13 protein-coding genes, 1 other RNA gene and 1 pseudogene are annotated in these 14,884 nt (G+C 66.6%); 3 read left to right on the top strand and 12 right to left on the bottom strand.

Annotated elements, in window-relative coordinates; translation table 11 throughout:
• Nucleotides 1-68 precede the first annotated feature (68 nt).
• Complete coding sequence (locus AAG092_RS01225; protein WP_373388174.1) at nucleotides 69-959, top strand: DUF6685 family protein; 891 nt, start codon at nucleotides 69-71, stop codon at nucleotides 957-959.
• 51 nt (nucleotides 960-1,010) lie between these two features.
• On the opposite strand, the gene AAG092_RS01220 is transcribed toward AAG092_RS01225, so the two are convergent.
• The 4 genes from AAG092_RS01220 to AAG092_RS01205 form a co-directional block, all read right to left on the bottom strand.
• The gene (locus AAG092_RS01220; protein ID WP_373388172.1) at nucleotides 1,011-1,367 is read right to left on the bottom strand and encodes a ribonuclease E inhibitor RraB; all 357 of its coding nucleotides are present in this window, start codon (nucleotides 1,365-1,367) and stop codon (nucleotides 1,011-1,013) included.
• 243 nt (nucleotides 1,368-1,610) lie between these two features.
• Nucleotides 1,611-2,372 carry an SDR family oxidoreductase gene (locus AAG092_RS01215; RefSeq protein WP_373388170.1) on the bottom strand — a complete coding sequence of 254 codons (762 nt, stop codon included), beginning with the start codon at nucleotides 2,370-2,372 and terminating at the stop codon, nucleotides 1,611-1,613.
• Nucleotides 2,369-3,295: an alpha/beta hydrolase gene (locus tag AAG092_RS01210; protein ID WP_373388168.1), complete on the bottom strand. Its 927-nt coding sequence runs from the start codon at nucleotides 3,293-3,295 to the stop codon at nucleotides 2,369-2,371. The genes AAG092_RS01215 and AAG092_RS01210 overlap by 4 nt, the downstream gene beginning before the upstream one ends.
• A complete protein-coding gene (locus AAG092_RS01205) occupies nucleotides 3,279-4,751 on the bottom strand; it encodes a flavin-containing monooxygenase (RefSeq protein WP_373388166.1) in 1,473 nt (490 codons plus the stop codon). The genes AAG092_RS01210 and AAG092_RS01205 overlap by 17 nt, the downstream gene beginning before the upstream one ends.
• A 103-nt stretch (nucleotides 4,752-4,854) precedes the next feature.
• Between AAG092_RS01205 and AAG092_RS01200 the strand changes: the two genes are divergently transcribed.
• Entirely contained in the window at nucleotides 4,855-5,862 is a 1,008-nt protein-coding gene (locus AAG092_RS01200) for an AraC family transcriptional regulator (RefSeq protein ID WP_373388164.1), read from the top strand.
• Nucleotides 5,863-5,867: 5 nt separating this feature from the next.
• On the opposite strand, the gene AAG092_RS01195 is transcribed toward AAG092_RS01200, so the two are convergent.
• From AAG092_RS01195 to AAG092_RS01180, 4 genes and pseudogenes are all read right to left on the bottom strand, one after another.
• Complete coding sequence (locus AAG092_RS01195) at nucleotides 5,868-7,934, bottom strand: LTA synthase family protein (protein ID WP_373388162.1); 2,067 nt, start codon at nucleotides 7,932-7,934, stop codon at nucleotides 5,868-5,870.
• Nucleotides 7,935-8,095: 161 nt separating this feature from the next.
• Nucleotides 8,096-8,192, bottom strand: an RNA gene (ffs, locus tag AAG092_RS01190) — signal recognition particle sRNA small type.
• 129 nt (nucleotides 8,193-8,321) lie between these two features.
• A complete protein-coding gene (locus AAG092_RS01185) occupies nucleotides 8,322-9,101 on the bottom strand; it encodes a methyl-accepting chemotaxis protein (protein ID WP_373389543.1) in 780 nt (259 codons plus the stop codon).
• 78 nt (nucleotides 9,102-9,179) lie between these two features.
• A pseudogene (locus tag AAG092_RS01180) lies at nucleotides 9,180-9,917 on the bottom strand (MCP four helix bundle domain-containing protein); the annotation flags it as partial.
• A 239-nt stretch (nucleotides 9,918-10,156) separates the two neighbouring features.
• On the opposite strand from AAG092_RS01180, the gene AAG092_RS01175 reads away from it, so the two are divergent.
• Nucleotides 10,157-10,444, top strand: a complete 288-nt coding sequence (locus tag AAG092_RS01175; protein ID WP_110683054.1) for an HU family DNA-binding protein — start codon at nucleotides 10,157-10,159, stop codon at nucleotides 10,442-10,444.
• Nucleotides 10,445-10,456: 12 nt separating this feature from the next.
• On the opposite strand, the gene AAG092_RS01170 is transcribed toward AAG092_RS01175, so the two are convergent.
• From AAG092_RS01170 to AAG092_RS01155, 4 genes are read right to left on the bottom strand one after another with little or no spacing between them, the layout of a single operon-like run.
• A complete protein-coding gene (locus AAG092_RS01170; protein ID WP_373388160.1) occupies nucleotides 10,457-11,491 on the bottom strand; it encodes a tetratricopeptide repeat protein in 1,035 nt (344 codons plus the stop codon).
• 1 nt (nucleotide 11,492) lies between these two features.
• Nucleotides 11,493-12,464 (bottom strand): type II secretion system F family protein, encoded by a 972-nt coding sequence (locus AAG092_RS01165; protein WP_110683052.1) that lies wholly within the window; start codon nucleotides 12,462-12,464, stop codon nucleotides 11,493-11,495.
• Nucleotides 12,465-12,472: 8 nt separating this feature from the next.
• Nucleotides 12,473-13,459 carry a type II secretion system F family protein gene (locus tag AAG092_RS01160; protein WP_110683051.1) on the bottom strand — a complete coding sequence of 329 codons (987 nt, stop codon included), beginning with the start codon at nucleotides 13,457-13,459 and terminating at the stop codon, nucleotides 12,473-12,475.
• Entirely contained in the window at nucleotides 13,456-14,883 is a 1,428-nt protein-coding gene (locus AAG092_RS01155; protein ID WP_373388158.1) for a CpaF family protein, read from the bottom strand. Before AAG092_RS01155 ends, AAG092_RS01160 begins: the two co-directional genes overlap by 4 nt.
• Between the last annotated feature and the right edge of the window lies 1 nt (nucleotide 14,884).

Below are 14,884 nucleotides of genomic sequence, written 5' to 3'. Positions count from 1 at the left end.
CCGGATAGTGCGCAGCGCAGACGGCTCTGCCACACTGGCACAGTAGTACCAGGAGCTTCCTGCGGGTCATGAGTCTGTCCGACACCTCCTCCATCGCCTCTCGCCTCTCCGCCCTGGCCCAGCGCCTGGGTCTGAGCGGCCGTGTGCCGCGCCTGGTGTTCGAGCGTGCCCGCCATCTGCAGCTGCAGTTCCAGCCGTTGCCGGTGCCGGCGGCCAGCCTCTGGTGGGCGGCCGGGCCGCCGCTGCAGCGTCTGGTGGACCTGCCGCGCGATGCGCTGTCCGGCCCGGTGCAGGAGGACAAGGCCGCCGCCCGCGCCGTACTGATGGGGGTGGTCGAGCGCGAGGTGTTGCACCTGGATGACTTCGATCTGCGCCGCATCGATGGCCTGTGCAGCCCGCCGCCGAGCCTGGATGACCGCCTGGCCAGCTTCGAGGAACTGGCGGCCAGCCCCCTGGGCCGCGGCGTCCGCATCATCAGCTACAAGGACTTTCTCAAGACCATCAGCCAGGCCATGCCGCGCTTCCTCGCCGCCGAAGCAGTCGAAGTGCGCCAGGCCAGCTGGTACGGCGAGCGGCTGTTCTGGGCCGGCGAACAGCAGGGCGAAGCCTTCGCCTGCGCCATCGCCTACGCCCGCCTGCGCGGCCTGGAAGTGACCCTGCCGGCCGAACTGACGCGCTACCGCCTCAGCGCCAGCGGGCTGGGCGAATTGCGCCGGCGCTACCACATGCTGGCCATGCCGGTGCAGGCCTGGAGCGAACCGGCCTTCATGAGCCTGCTGCTCAATCACGGCCTGCCCTATGCTCGCCTGTCACTGCTGCGCTACGCCGATGCCCCGGAGTTCCTGCTGCTGCCCAAGAATTCGGCGGAAGCCAATGCTCTGGGCGAAGGTCTGCGCCTGGCAGGTGCCCCGGACGTGATCGGTTATCTGGACGCGCTGCATCAGCGCACCACGGGCTGAGCCGAGGAAAAGGATGGGACCGGCCAGCCCCGCAGGACTGGCCGGCTTTGCTCAGACCCTGCTGACGGCCTGAACGTCGAGACGCACTTCCTGAGTCACCCCCCAGCCATCCAGCACACCGCCCAGGGGCACCACCAGGGCCTCCAGATCCTGCTCGAAGTCGCCGATGCCGGCATGGGTGGCATACATCACCTTGCTGACCTGCAGGTGCCAGGCGCCATCCTCACGCACGCAGACCTGTGCATTGAGGGATTCACCGCGAAACTGCCTTGCCGCCTGTCTGGCCCGGTCCTCATCCGGGAAAATGGCGTAGAACTCGATGGGATGAACCCGGGCAAAATCGAAACCACCCTCTTTCATGCGGCGCAGAACACTACTGCTGACATCATCTTGGAAGGTTGTGCTCATGTAACGACCTCCTCTCAGGCGATGGATAGACCGCAACCGCCAGGAATCCGACGGCACAGCGACACCTTAGGGTGTCGCACGATAGCCAGGCAAGCGCTGCCTGGCCTTTCCTGCGCGGACCTCAAGCCCGCAGGCGGCCGGCCAGGCGCACGCCCGTCGATTCCGCCACCTCTTCAGGGTAGCGTCTGCGCCGGCAGACTGCTGGCACACCGACCATTGGCCAGGGCTTCGGCGACGGGTGGCTCAGTCGCGGCTGAGCCAGCCCATCAACAGACGGCTGATCGAGGGCGGTGACACCTGGCCGGCGGCATACATCAGGCGGAACAGCCAATGCAGGGGCCGGTGCACCCGGGGCCGAGCGGCCTGCTGCCACACCGCCCGGGCGATGTCTTCGGCCGCCAGCCGGACGCCCAGGCGACGCAGGGCCGGTGGCTCGAAGCCCTGCCGCGTCACCATCGGTGTGCGCACGAATGGCGGCATCAGGTCGCCGACATGGATGCCGTGGCGCCGCCACTCCAGCTCCAGGGCCTCGGTCAGACCGCGCACGGCGAACTTGGACGCCGAATAGCTGACCATGTGCGGCGTGCCATAGAGACCCGAAGCCGAGCCCATGTTGATCACCTGGGCATGCGGGCTGCCCTTGAGGTAGGGAAAGGCCGCATGGGTGACCTGCAGCAGGCCGAGCACGTTGATCTGCAGGATGCGCGCGTGCTCCTCGAGGGCGATCTCCTCGAAATGGCCGAAGCGCAGCACCCCGGCGGAATTGAACAGCAGGCGCAGGCGGCCACCGTGAGCGGCGCAGAAGTCCTGCAAGGCCTCGCGCACCGCGCCGGCGTCGGTCACGTCCAGCTCGGCGTGCCAGGCCCCGCCCAGTTCCGCGGCCAGTTCGGCCAGGGCCCGGTGTTCGATATCGAGCAGGCCGACGCTCCAGCCTCGCGCATGGAACAGCCGCGCGGTGGCGGCGCCGATGCCGGAAGCGGCGCCAGTGATCAGGATGTTGTTCATCGGCAGCCCCTCTCCCCGAGAAATTCGGCGACCCGCCGCAGCGCCAGCGTGGCGACGTCGAGCAGGCCGCAGTTGATCTGGAACACATGCCACTGCCCGGGATAGACCTCCAGCTGCAGGTCCAGACCGGCGCACTCGCGCAACCGCAGGCTGTGCTGCAACAGGTGCTCATCCTCGCCGACCTGCACCAGCAGTGGTGGCAGGCCATGCAGGTCGGCGAACAGCGGCGACAGCAGCGGGTCGCGCCGGTCCACCCCGGGCGGACAATAGGCGTCTATCCCCTGGCGCAGCCAGGCCGCGGTGATCAGCGGATCGCCGGCCGGCGGCTCGTGCCAGGTTCCGCCGCCGAGGTCGCTGAGCGGCGACAGGCACACCAGCGCCGCCGGCTGCGGCAGGCCCAGTTGGCGCAGGCGCAGGGCGCAGTTGAGGGTCAGGTTGCCGCCGGCCGAATCGCCGGCGATGACGATGCGCTCTGCCGGCTGCCCCTGCGCCAGCAGCGCCCGGTAGGCCGCCAGCGCATCGTCGGAGGCGGCCGGCCAGGGATGCTCCGGCGCCAGCCGGTAATCCAGGGCGCAGACCCGCAGCTCGCCCAGGCGGGCCAGCGCGCTGGTGATCGCCCGGTGGGTCTGCGGCGAGCCGACCATGAAAGCGCCACCGTGCAGGTAGAGCAGCACCCAGCCGTTGTCGCGCGCGGCCGTGAGCCACTCGCAGGGCACGCCGGCGAGCCGGGCCGATTCGATGCGCACGCCGCGGGCTGGTGGCGCCAGCAGCGTGGCCAGGCGCAGCACGCGCCGCTGCAGCGACGGTGCCAGGCGTGGATGCAGGCCCGTGCGAAACACCAGCCGCGTGCTGCCGCGCAGCACCCCGCTGAGCAGGCGCTGCCCCAGGCCTGGCGGGCTTGCCAGCTCAACGGACCTGGTCATAGTCGCTCCACTGTGGCCGCCGGGTGTGGCGGCGGTAGCTGAAAGTGAAGCCCGACCAGTTGTTAGTGTGCTTGCCGGCGGCGTTCTTGTACCAGCTGGTACACCCCTGCTCCCAGACCGAGTTCTCGATGTCGTGCTGCACCTGGCGGTTCCAGGCCTCCTGCGCCGGCTGGCGCACGTCCAGGTAGCGCAAGCCCTGCTCCAGCCTGGCCAGGCACTGCAACACATGGGGATACTGGCTTTCGAGCATGTAGATGATCGAGTTGTGCCCCAGGTTGGTGTTCGGCCCGTAGAGGATGAACAGATTGGGGAAGCCGCTGACGCTGATGCCCTTGTAAGCCTCGGCGCCATCCTTCCAGGCCTGGCCCAGCTCGCGGCCGCCGAGGCCGCGGATGCGCATGGGGGCGAGGAAGTCGCTGGCGGCGAAGCCGGTGCCGTAGATCAGCACATCCACGGCGCGCTCCTGACCATCGGCCGTGACTATGCCGTGCTCGGTCACTTCGCGGATCGCCTCGCCCACCACCTCCACCTGCGGCTGCACCAGCGCCGGGTAGTAGTCGTTGCTGATCAGGATGCGCTTGCAGCCTAGCGGATAGTCCGGCGTCAGCCTGGCGCGCAGCACCGGGTCGGCCACCTCGCGGGCGAGGTGGCGGAGGAACTGCCGGCGATAGGGCTTCATCAGCCAGGGCAGCAGGAAGAAGGCCACGCCACGCACTTCGTGATGGAGGTACTGCAGGCCGCGGTCGAGCTTCTGCGTCCAGGGCCAGCGCTGCATCAGGGCCAGTTCCAGACGGCTATAGACGCGATCCGGCTTGGGTAGCACGTAGGCCGGAGTGCGCTGGAACAGGTGCAGGCGCGCCACCTTGGGCACTATCTGCGGCACGAACTGGATGGCGCTGGCGCCGGTGCCGATCACCGCCACGCGCTTGCCGGCAAGGTCGATGTCATGGCGCCAGCGGGCCGAGTGGAAACTCGCCCCGGCAAAACGCTCCAGCCCGGCAATGCGCGGGTAGAACGGCCGGTTGAGCTGACCGCAGGCGCTGACCAGGGCCCGCGCGCGGAAAGTCACGCCATCGGTGGTGGTGACCCGCCACAGGGCGGCGCGCTCGTCGAACTCGGCCTCGGCCACCTCGCTGTTGCAGCGGATGCGCGACGCCAGGCCGTGGCGCTCGATGCACTGGCGCACATAGGCATGGATCTCCGCCTGCGGCGCATAACGCCGGGTCCAGTCGGTCTTCGGTTCGAAGGAAAAGGAATACAGGTGCGAGGGCACGTCGCAGGCCGCGCCGGGATAGTTGTTGTCGCGCCAGGTGCCGCCCGGGGCAGCGGCTTTTTCCAGAATCAGGAAGTCGTCCTGCCCCTGCTGGCGCAGGCGCATGGCCAGGCCGAGGCCGGCGAAGCCGGAACCGATGATCAGCACGCGGGTGAACGCCTGCTCGGGAGTCTCGTTATCCATTGTTATCTCCTTGAGCCTTGGTACTCGGCGCCATGCTAAGCATTGCCCGCGTTTGGGTTTATGGCATAGTCGGCCACAAAATTGTGAGTTTCGGCCAAAAATCATGCCACTCCCCCGCCGCAGCGCCATCAGCGTCCAGCTCATCAGCCAGTACGGCCTGGATCTGGGCCTGCCCCTCGACATCTGCCTGCAGGACACCGGCCTGGACTGGGCCCTGCTCGCCGACCCGGGCGCGGAGATCACCGCCGAGCAGGAGCTGCAGCTGGCGCACAACCTGGTTCGGGCCTGCGACGATCGCCCTGGACTGGGCCTGAAACTGGGCCGCCGCTATCGGCTCAACAGCTATGGCATCTGGGGCTTCGCCCTGCTGTCCAGCCCGACCTTCCGGGATGCCGCCAGCCTGGGCCTGCGCTACCTGGACCTGACCTATGCCTTCCACGGCATGCGCGTGGAGGAAAGCGGCGACGAGGTCAACCTGTGGCTGGACGATGCACAGGTTCCGCTGGAGCTGCGGCGCTTCCTGCTGGAGCGCGACCTGGCGGGCATGCTGCAAGTGCTGCGCGAGCTGTTTGGCGGCGACCCGCCCCTGCTGCGGGTTGAACTGCGCCTGCCGGCACCCAGCGACACCGAGCCCTACCGCGAGGAGCTGGGCCTGCTGCCGCTGTTCGGCCAGGCGCACAACCGCATCGCCTTTCCCCGCCAGCTGCTCGACCTGCCACTGGCGGGTGCCAACCCGCAGGCGGTGCGGCTGTGCGAGGAGCAGTGCCAGCGCCTGCTGGCCAGGCGCAACCAGCGCAGCGGGCTGGCCGGGCGTATCCGCGGCCTACTGCTGGAGCGCCCGGGGCGACTGCCGGACATGCAGCAGGTGGCGAGCAGCCTGCACATGAGCTCGCGCACCCTGCGCCGTCGCCTGGAAGCGGAGGGTTGCCACTTCCGCCAGCTGCTCGACGAAGTACGCCAGGCCCTGGCCGAGGAGTTGCTGGCCACCGGCGGCCTGACCCTGGAGGAAATCGCCGAGCGCCTGGGCTATGGCGAAGTGTCCAACTTCATCCACGCCTTCAAGCGCTGGAAAGGCAAGGCGCCCCGCCAGTTCCAGCGCGAATCAGGCTGACGGCCTCAGTCGCTGCGACGGGCCGCCACATCGACGCCGTCAGTGACACCGGCGGTGTTGGCCAGCAGGCTGCCGGTCGCGACCTGCAGGAAAGCCTCGAGACGCCGCTGCAGCGTCTCCTGGCGCGGATCGCCCTGCACAAGTTCGGTCCTGCGCGCGCCGAGCTGGTAACGGTAGAGCCTGGCCGGCAGGCCCTTGGGTTGCACCAAAATGCTGTCGCCGTTGACGATCGCCACCGTCTGGTCACTACCGGACGGCTTGATCACGCCGATGCCCTGATCCCCCTCCGGCAGGTTGAGCAGGTCGCGCCCCCAGCACTGCTGGCGGGTCGTGCCGCCGAGGCGGCCCATGATGGTCGGCACCACGTCGACCTGGGTACCGACGGTGTCGCGACGCTCGCCGAAGCGCTCCTGGATGCCGGGGGCGATCAACAGCAGGGGCACGTTGAAGCGGAACAGGTCCAGCTCGGTGAGTTGCTCCGGGCTGCCGAAACCGTGGTCGCCGACGATGACGAACAGGGTGTCGCGGTAATAGGGCGACTTCCGCGCCTGTTCGAAGAAGCGGCCCAGCGCCCAGTCGGAATAGCGCATGGCGGTGAGGTGCTGGTTGTGCGAGCCATGCTCGGTCACCGGCGCTACCGGCAACTGCTCGGGCAGGGCGTAGGGCGTGTGGTTGGAAAGGGTCTGCAGCAGCGCATAGAACGGCTTTGCCGGGTCGAGCTTGGCCAGCTCCTCGGCAGCCCGATCGAACATATCCTGGTCGGATACGCCCCAAGTCGGGTCGATGAACACCGGATCGACGAAATCCTCGCGGCCGATGAAGTTGCGCATGCCCTGGTTACCGAAGAAACCGGACTGGTTGTCCCACTGGAAATTGCCGTTGTAGACGTACAGGTCGTCATAGCCCCGGGCGCTGAGCTGCTGCGGCAGGCCGGAGAAACGGTGGCTCCCCTCGGGAGTGCGCATCAGGTACTCGAAACCCGGCAGATTGGGGAAGCAGGCCATGGTGGCGAACATGCCCTGGTGGGTATGGGTGCCGTTGGAGAAGAAACGGGTGAACAGCAGTCCTTCCCGGCTCAGGCGGTCGAAGTTGGGCGTGATGCCCGCATCGCTGCCCAGCGCTCCGACCCAGCGACCGGCGAAGCTCTCCATCAGGATCACCACCACATGCTTGATCGGCAGGGTTCCGGCAGCCGGCGGACTGAAGTCGCGACGCACCGCCGCGCTCTCGGCATCCACCAGGCGCTCATGCGGGCCGACCAGCATCTCGCGCACCACCTGCAACGCCTCGGCCTCGGGTAGCGTGGCCTTCCAGGCATTGTCGCGATGGCTGGAGAAGCTGTTCTCTGCAGCGTCGGCCAGGGTCAGCACGCCATTGAGGCCCAGGTGGTTGGCAAACATGGAGTCGGTGGTGAAGGCGTCGCCCCAGCGCAGTGGCGGCCCCTGCTTGAGGGTGCCGCGACCGGCGATCACCGCCAGCACCAGGCAGAGGACGAAAACGCCCGTGCGCCAGGGCCAGGACAGCGGCGCAATGGGCCGACTCGGCCGGCTCACCTGCGCCAGCCAGTGGAACAGCAGGCCCAAGGCCAGGCTGCCGAGTACCCAGGCCAGCAGGTAGCGCACCACCGGGAAACCATGCCAGAGCATGCTCGACACGGTGCCCAGGTCTTCTTCCAGGTACTGGAACACCAGGCCGTTCAGGCGCTGGTGGAACTCCCGGTAGAAGTCCAGCTCGGCCACCCCGAGCAACAGCGCCAGGCTGGCCACCAGACTCAGCCAGAGCACCTGGGCCCGGCGTGCGGCCATGGCTCGGGGGCTGAGCAAGGCCAGCAAGAGGGGGGCACAGGCGATCACCACGACGCGGATGTCGAAGCGCAGGCCGTTGCCGAAGGCTTCCAGCAGGTCGGCGGTCGTGGCCTCGCCGATCTGCTCGGCGTTATACCAGAGCAGGGCCAGGCGCAGCAGCGAAAACAGCAGCATCAGCAGCAGCATGCTGCCAAGGGTGAAAATCAGATGGTGACGGACACTGCTGAGCGGAAGCTGCGGGGTCGCCGGTTGATCCACTGAATGCATGGCTAATGGAGTCCGTTGGGAAGGCAGGTGACCCGGCAAAGACCTGCCCTGATGGCATTAGTTCAATGCTGGCCGGCGCCGACGGTTTCGCGCATGCACACAAAGGCACGCCCCACAGAGGCGGAACGAGCTGAGGATACTGGGGGGAAGATTGGAGGCGGCCCCACCAGCCACACCCCGGCACACGATGTTCCCGCTATGGCTGCTTCCTTCCGGACCTGACCAGGTTGACGGGTAATCGTTGCGGGGGGACCGATGGGACCACCATAACGCAGCCCGTCGAGCGACGGGCCGCGCCATTGTACTGGCTGAATGCAAAGTTACAAGCGCTTCAACCACTTAGAACGGGAAGCACATATCCGGCGTGCCGATCGGCAGCCATGGCGGTCAGACGCGGAAGCGGCCGACCAGCTGCGCCAGCCCGTGGGACAGTTCGGACAGCCGGGCACTGGCCTGGGTGCTCTGCTCCGAGGTCTGCGCCGCCTCGTTGGACAGATCGCGGATATCGCTGATGTTGCGCGCAATCTCCTCGGTCACGCTGCTCTGCTGCTCGCAGGCGCTGGCAATCTGCGCGGCCATGTCGTTGATCCGGGCCACCGAGTCACCGGTGGCGGACAACGCACCGTCCACCCCGGCGGCGCGCTCGACACTGTCGCGAGCCTTCTCGCTGCCGGAATGCATGGCCTTGACCGCATTCTGCACACCAGCCTGCAGGCGCTCGATCATCTGCTGGATGTCCTTGGTCGAGTCCTGGGTACGTGCGGCCAGGGCTCGCACCTCGTCGGCCACCACGGCGAAGCCCCTGCCCTGCTCGCCGGCGCGCGCCGCCTCAATGGCGGCGTTGAGCGCCAGCAGGTTGGTCTGTTCGGCGATGCCCTTGATCACCGCCAGCACGGCGCCGATGTTGGCCGTTTCCTGTTCCAGGGTCTGGATGGTGTCCGATGCACTCTCCACTTCATGGGCCAGCTGGCGAATGGCGTGGATGGTGGCGCCCACCACCTGGGCGCCTTCGCGCGACTGCACTTCGGCGCTGCGGGCGGCATCGGCGGCATTCTGGGCGTTGCGCGCCACCTCATGCACGGCCGTGCTCATCTCGGTGGCGGCAGTGCTGACCTGATCCACGGCGAGGTGCTCGTGGCTGATCAGGCGGTCGTTGGCTGCGGCCATGCTGGCCAGGGTCTCGGCCGAGGTGGCGACCTCCCCCGTCACCCGCCCCACTTCACGAATCAGTGGCTGCAGCTTGTCGAGGAAGCGATTGAAGGCATCGCTGAGCTTGCCCAGTTCATCGCGCGACAGGACTTCCAGGCGCACCCGCAGGTCACCATCACCCTCGGCGATCTGCTCGATACGATGCAGCAGGTTGTGCAGGGGGCGGGTCACCAGCACCGGGAAGCCGAGCACCAGCACGGCGCAGACCAGTAGACCGACGAGGGTGATGCCGCCCTGTTGCCAGCTGAGGTCGTCGCCCAGGGCGATGGCCTTGAGACCTTCGGCGTTGGCTTCGCTGTCTTCCAGCTCGCCGAGCTTGTCGATGGCATCGCGCATGGCCTCGAACTGCGCCTCGCTGTCGCCGTAACTCAGCGCGGAGGCGGCCGCCGGATCGCTCGCCGCCAGCTCCAGCACCCGGCTGGAAGTCGCCTTCCACTGGGCGTAGCCGCTGTCGAACTTGGCGACCAGCGCCAGTGCCTCGGCCCCCGGCTGCATCTCGGCATACTTGTGCACGCGGTCGTAGGCCTGCTGCAGGTTTTCCGCATGGGCGGCGCGCAGCGCCTCGGCATGGGCACTAGCACCCTCATCGAGCAAGCTGCGCTCGGCGACGAAGCCCTGGTAAAGATCACGGTCGGCATTCAGCAGCAGGCTGATGGCGGGCAGGTAGCGATTGGTCAGGCGCGTGCTGGAGTCGGCGACCTGGCCGATGCCCTGCACGCTCAGGGCGCCCATGAGCACCAGCAATACGGCGAGCAGCAGAATCGGCAGAGCCATCTTCCAGCGGAATCCAAGATCGGCAAATAGGCGCAACATGGTGGCCTCCAGGAGGTCGGTGGTGCTGTTGTTGTGCCACTAAGCATAGACTCTGCCCGCATGCCCGCCGCTCGTGCACTCTGGCCGGTTCACTGAAGCGGACTCCACGGCACCGAGTGCAGAAGTACCCAGGCATGCACAGGGTGACTACGGGGAATTTGTGCTAGCTTGCCCGCCGAATCCACCTCGCGGAGCCCTCCATGGCCATCACCAAAGACCAGCTGATTTCCGACCTCGCCGAAGCCACCGACCTGCAGAAGACCGATGTGCGCGCCCTCCTCGACCAGCTCGGTGAAATAGTCGCGGACGCCCTGGAGAACGATGGGGAAATCACCCTGCCGGGTATCGGCAAGCTCAAGGTCAACGAGCGTCCGGCCCGCACCGGGCGCAACCCGGCCACTGGCAAGGCGATCCAGATCGCTGCCAAGAAGGCGGTCAAGCTGGTGGCAGCCAAGGCGCTGACCGACAGCCTCAACGCCAGCAACTGAGGCCGTTTGCGCTCAGGGCGCTGCCTTGAGCGCTTCGCTCGGCACCACGGCGAAGGCCTCGACCTCGTCGACGGTGTCCTGCCCGATGCCACGCTGGCGCAGACGACGAATCTGCTCGATGCGCTGCAGGTTCTCCCAGGCCATCTCGTAGTGCGAAGGGGACTGGTCGATGGCGCTGCGGAAGAACTGCTCGGCCTCATCCAGCTTGCCTTCGATCATGCAGATGTAGCCCACATCGTTGCTGGCGGCTGCACGACTCTCGACCCGTTCGAAGCTGGATAGCGCCTCCTCGTAGCGTCCCATCCGTGCCAACAGCAGGCCATAGTTGCGCCACAGCGGCTCGTAACGGCCATCGAAACCAAGACCTCTTCTGTACTGTGCCTCGGCCTCGCTCCACTGTCCGGCCAGGTAGTAGGAGTAGCCCTGGCTGTTCGCGACCAGCGGCGAGCGCGGTTCGATCTGCTGGGCCAGACGATAGAACTCTCCGGCCCGGGAGAAATCGTTATCCAGGTCAGCCAGCACCCCCAGGCCGTTGTAAAGCTTGAGCGGTGACTTGCTATCGACCTTGAGGCCGCTCGGCTCACTCGAGGCTGAGCCGCCCAGGCGACGCTGGTCCATCTCCAAGGCCTTGCCCAGCATCTCCTTGGCGCTGTCGGAGCGGCGCAGGGCCAACTGCAGCAAGCCCATTTCCGTGAGAGCCGAAAGATTGCCTGGCTGGCTCTGCAGCACATCGGCAAAGGCCAGTTCGGCCAAATGGCTATTGCCGCGCTCACGGTGGATGCGCCCAACCCAGACCATGGCCTCATACTGCTCGGGATCAAGTTCGATGGCGCGCAGGTACTGGTACAGCGCCTGATCCAGGGCTCCCCCCTGATAGGCAATGGCCGCCATGCGCATGGCCTGATCTGGCGAGCTGGCCTGCTCCTGTACCTGATACAGCACGGAATTCTGGCCATTGAAGATCGAGCGGTCGGTGCCGAGCTCGGGCATGCTCTGACAGCCGGCCAGAACGAGCGACAAGGCGAGCAACGAAAGATTCCTGTTCATGTCATAGCTTCCCGAAAGTCCTGAGGATCCCGACGATCACGGGGCCGATTGCAACGAGGAAGAAACTGGGCCAGAGGCAGAGCACCAGAGGAAAGATCAGCTTGGTCCCGACCTTGGCAGCCTGTTCCTCCGCCGCCTGGGTACGACGGTCGCGGAATTCCTCCGCATAAACCCGCAGGGTGTCGGCAACGCTGGTGCCAAAGCGGATGCTCTGGGCCAGCAGGCTGACCAGCCCCTGTACATCATCCAGACCGGTACGCTCGGCCAGATGCTTGAGTGCCTGGGTGTTGGGTATCCCGGCACGAATTTCGGCATTCACCATGGCCAGCTCCTCGGCCAGTTCGGGTTGGCTGACCAGCATCTCCTCGGCCACCCGCTCCATCGCCTGGGGCAGGGACAAGCCCGACTCGACGCAGACCACCATCAGGTCCAGCGCATCGGGAAATGCGACCCGCAGGCGCCGCATGCGCCCTTCCTTGCGCTTGTCGACGTAGATGGCCGGCAGCAGCCAGCCGACGCCAACAGCCGTGGCAACCAGCATGATGCCGACATTCAGGGAGAGCTCGGGTACCAGAGGCAGGGTCAGCAGCGAGGCGATCAGCAGCAGCACCGGCAACAGCAGACGAATAGCCCAGTAGACCTGGGGCGCCGAACCGGAGCGATAGCCGGCATGGGTGAGCAGCTGGCGGGTCGGCGAGTTGTTGCGGGCCTCGTCGCTGGCAAAGCGCTGCCCGACCTGCTCCAGCAGGAGTTGCAGGTTGCTCGGCGCGGCATAGGTGCCGGCTGCGCCATGCCCGTGCCCGCGCTTGATCATGCCCAAGCGCCGCTGTACCGGGTCCTGCAGGCCAAACAGGAGCAACACCAGAGTCGCCACCAGCAGGACTACGCTGAGAGAAATGCCCCCGACGAACAGCAGCCGGGCAATTTCCTCGTTGCCGACCATGCGGTTGATCAGAGCCAGCAGGTAATCCATGGCGCCTCCTACACATCGAGCCGGATGATCCGGCGAATCCAGAAGATGCCCAGCAACATGGCACCAAAGGCCGCCATCACCAGCTTCTGGCCGAATTCATCCTTGACCAGCAGCGGCATGTACTCCGGGGTGGTCGCGGCAATCCCGGCGGCCAGCACGAAGGGAATCGCCACCAGCACCCAGGCCGACATGCGCCCCTCCGCCGACAGGGTCTTGACCTTGCGCTGGAAGCGGAACCGCGCGCGAATGAGGCCGCTGATGCGCTCCAGCACTTCGGTGAGGTTGCCGCCGCTCTCGCGGTGGATGAGGATGGTGGTCACCAGCATCATCACCGTCATGCTCGGCATGCGTTCCAGCAGCCCGAGCATGGCGCGGCGCACATCATTACCGTAGTTGATGTCGGCGAAAGTCAGGCCGAATTCGTGAGCCACCGGCCCCTTGTGCTCCTCGGCCACCAGGCGCAGGGTCTCGTTGAACGGGTGGCCGGCGCGCAGGGCCCGGCACATCGCGTCGAGGGCATCGGGCAGCCCCGCCTCGAAATCGGCAAAGCGCTTGGCGCGGTCGCTGCCGATCTTGATGAAGGGCACGCAGCCAGCCAGCAGGGCCAAGACCAGGGCCGCCCACCACAACTTGAGCAGCAGCCAGGCGGCGACACCGACCAGCACGACCAGCGCCAGCGCCAGCAGCATCACCCGGTAGGCGCGATAGTCGTGCCCGGACTGCTCGATCATCTGCGCCAGACGCTCGCACCAGGGCAGCTGTTCCAGCGCGGCCTCCAGCGGGGAGAGGCGTTTTAGGTACTTCTGCCGCAGCACCGTCTGCATGTTCGGCAGATGGTTGGCCGTCTCCAGCAGGTGCAGGCGCGAGCGGATGCGCTTGCGCATCTTGCCCGCCTCGCCGAACACCGGCACCACCAGCCCCTGGCTGAGCAGGAACACGGCCGCGAAGACCATGCCGAGGAAGGCCAGGATCATCTCGCTGGGAATCTGGTTCATGACTGCATCGCCTCCATCCAGTCCGGACGGAACAGGCTCAGCGGCAACTCGATGCCACGCTTGGCCAGCACGTCACGGAAGGCTGGCACCATGCCGGTGGGACGATACTCGCCGAGCACTTCACCATGTTCGCCAAGGCCGCGCCGTTCGAAGGTGAAGATCTCGGTCATGGTGACGATCTCCCCTTCCATGCCGTTGATCTCCTGCACGCTCACCAGGCGGCGCTTGCCATCTTCCTGGCGTTCCAGCTGGATGACCACGTCGATGGCCGAGGCAATCTGCTGGCGCATGGCCTTGATCGGGAACGTGGCACCGGTCATCGACACCATGTTCTCGATCCGCCCCAACGCATCGCGCGGGGTATTGGCGTGGATAGTGGTCAACGAACCGTCATGGCCGGTGTTCATCGCCGTGAGCATGTCCAGGGCCTCGGCGCCGCGCACCTCGCCGATGACGATGCGGTCCGGGCGCATGCGCAGGCTGTTGCGCACCAGCTCGCGCTGGTTCACCTCGCCGCGCCCCTCGATGTTCGGCGGGCGGGTTTCCAGGCGCACCACATGCGGTTGCTGCAGCTGCAGCTCGGCCGAATCCTCGATGGTTACGATGCGCTCGTTGTCAGGGATGAAACTGGACAGCACGTTGAGCATGGTGGTCTTGCCGGTACCGGTACCACCGGACACCAGCACGTTGAGGCGACCACGCACTATGGCCTTGAGCATCAGGGCGATACCCGGGGTGATGGTGCCCATCTGGATCAGGCTCTCGGCGTTGAGCAGGTCCACGGCGAAACGACGGATGGACATGCTCGGTCCATCGATGGCCAGCGGCGGGATGATGGCATTGACCCGCGAGCCATCCTTCAGGCGCGCATCCACCAGCGGCGAGGACTCGTCGATGCGCCGGCCCAGGCTGGAAACGATACGGTCGATAATATTGAGCAGGTGCTGGTCATCGCGGAAGCGCACGTCGGTGCGTTGCAGCTTGCCGAAGCGCTCGACGTAGACCGAGGCGTGCCCGTTGACCAGGATGTCCGACACGCTGTGGTCGGCCAGCAGCGGTTCCAGCGGCCCCAGGCCGAGCACCTCGTCGCCGATCTGCTTGATGATCAGCTGCCGGCTGCTGGTCGATACCGGCGCCGAATGTTCGTCCAGCAGGCGCTGGCAGATATCGCGGATCTGCCGGGCCGCCTCGGCGGGCTCCAGCGAGTCCAGCAGTGACAGGTCCATGACCTTGAGCAGCTGCTGGTAGATCTTCTCGCGCCACTCGGTTTCCACCTGATTGAGCTGGGTGCGGGTCTCATAGACTTCCGAGGGTACGGAAACCTCCCAGCTCATCACGCTGGGGGGCGCCGGCTCTGTGGACGCGACGCCGTCCTTGGCCTTGCCACTCTGCTGACGCAGTCGATTACGAAAGTCGCTGAGCATG

The organism is Pseudomonas alcaligenes (genome assembly GCF_041729615.1).
In the GTDB taxonomy this organism is placed as follows: Bacteria; Pseudomonadota; Gammaproteobacteria; order Pseudomonadales; family Pseudomonadaceae; genus Aquipseudomonas; species Aquipseudomonas alcaligenes_B.
This window is presented reverse-complemented; position numbering and strand designations above follow the sequence as displayed.

Bases quoted from the DNA above. Each gene is read 5' to 3' on its own strand.
- AAG092_RS01170 (WP_373388160.1), bottom strand. From the start codon at position 11,491: ATGAACAGGAATCTTTCGTTGCTCGCCTTGTCGCTCGTTCTGGCCGGC.
- AAG092_RS01175 (WP_110683054.1), top strand. From the start codon at position 10,157: ATGGCCATCACCAAAGACCAGCTGATTTCCGACCTCGCCGAAGCCACC.
- AAG092_RS01185 (WP_373389543.1), bottom strand. From the start codon at position 9,101: ATGGCCGCAGCCAACGACCGCCTGATCAGCCACGAGCACCTCGCCGTG.
- AAG092_RS01205 (WP_373388166.1), bottom strand. From the start codon at position 4,751: ATGGATAACGAGACTCCCGAGCAGGCGTTCACCCGCGTGCTGATCATC.
- AAG092_RS01210 (WP_373388168.1), bottom strand. From the start codon at position 3,295: ATGACCAGGTCCGTTGAGCTGGCAAGCCCGCCAGGCCTGGGGCAGCGC.
- AAG092_RS01215 (WP_373388170.1), bottom strand. From the start codon at position 2,372: ATGAACAACATCCTGATCACTGGCGCCGCTTCCGGCATCGGCGCCGCC.
- AAG092_RS01160 (WP_110683051.1), bottom strand. From the start codon at position 13,459: ATGAACCAGATTCCCAGCGAGATGATCCTGGCCTTCCTCGGCATGGTC.
- AAG092_RS01195 (WP_373388162.1), bottom strand. From the start codon at position 7,934: ATGCATTCAGTGGATCAACCGGCGACCCCGCAGCTTCCGCTCAGCAGT.
- AAG092_RS01155 (WP_373388158.1), bottom strand. From the start codon at position 14,883: ATGCTCAGCGACTTTCGTAATCGACTGCGTCAGCAGAGTGGCAAGGCC.
- AAG092_RS01220 (WP_373388172.1), bottom strand. From the start codon at position 1,367: ATGAGCACAACCTTCCAAGATGATGTCAGCAGTAGTGTTCTGCGCCGC.
- AAG092_RS01200 (WP_373388164.1), top strand. From the start codon at position 4,855: ATGCCACTCCCCCGCCGCAGCGCCATCAGCGTCCAGCTCATCAGCCAG.
- AAG092_RS01165 (WP_110683052.1), bottom strand. From the start codon at position 12,464: ATGGATTACCTGCTGGCTCTGATCAACCGCATGGTCGGCAACGAGGAA.
- AAG092_RS01225 (WP_373388174.1), top strand. From the start codon at position 69: ATGAGTCTGTCCGACACCTCCTCCATCGCCTCTCGCCTCTCCGCCCTG.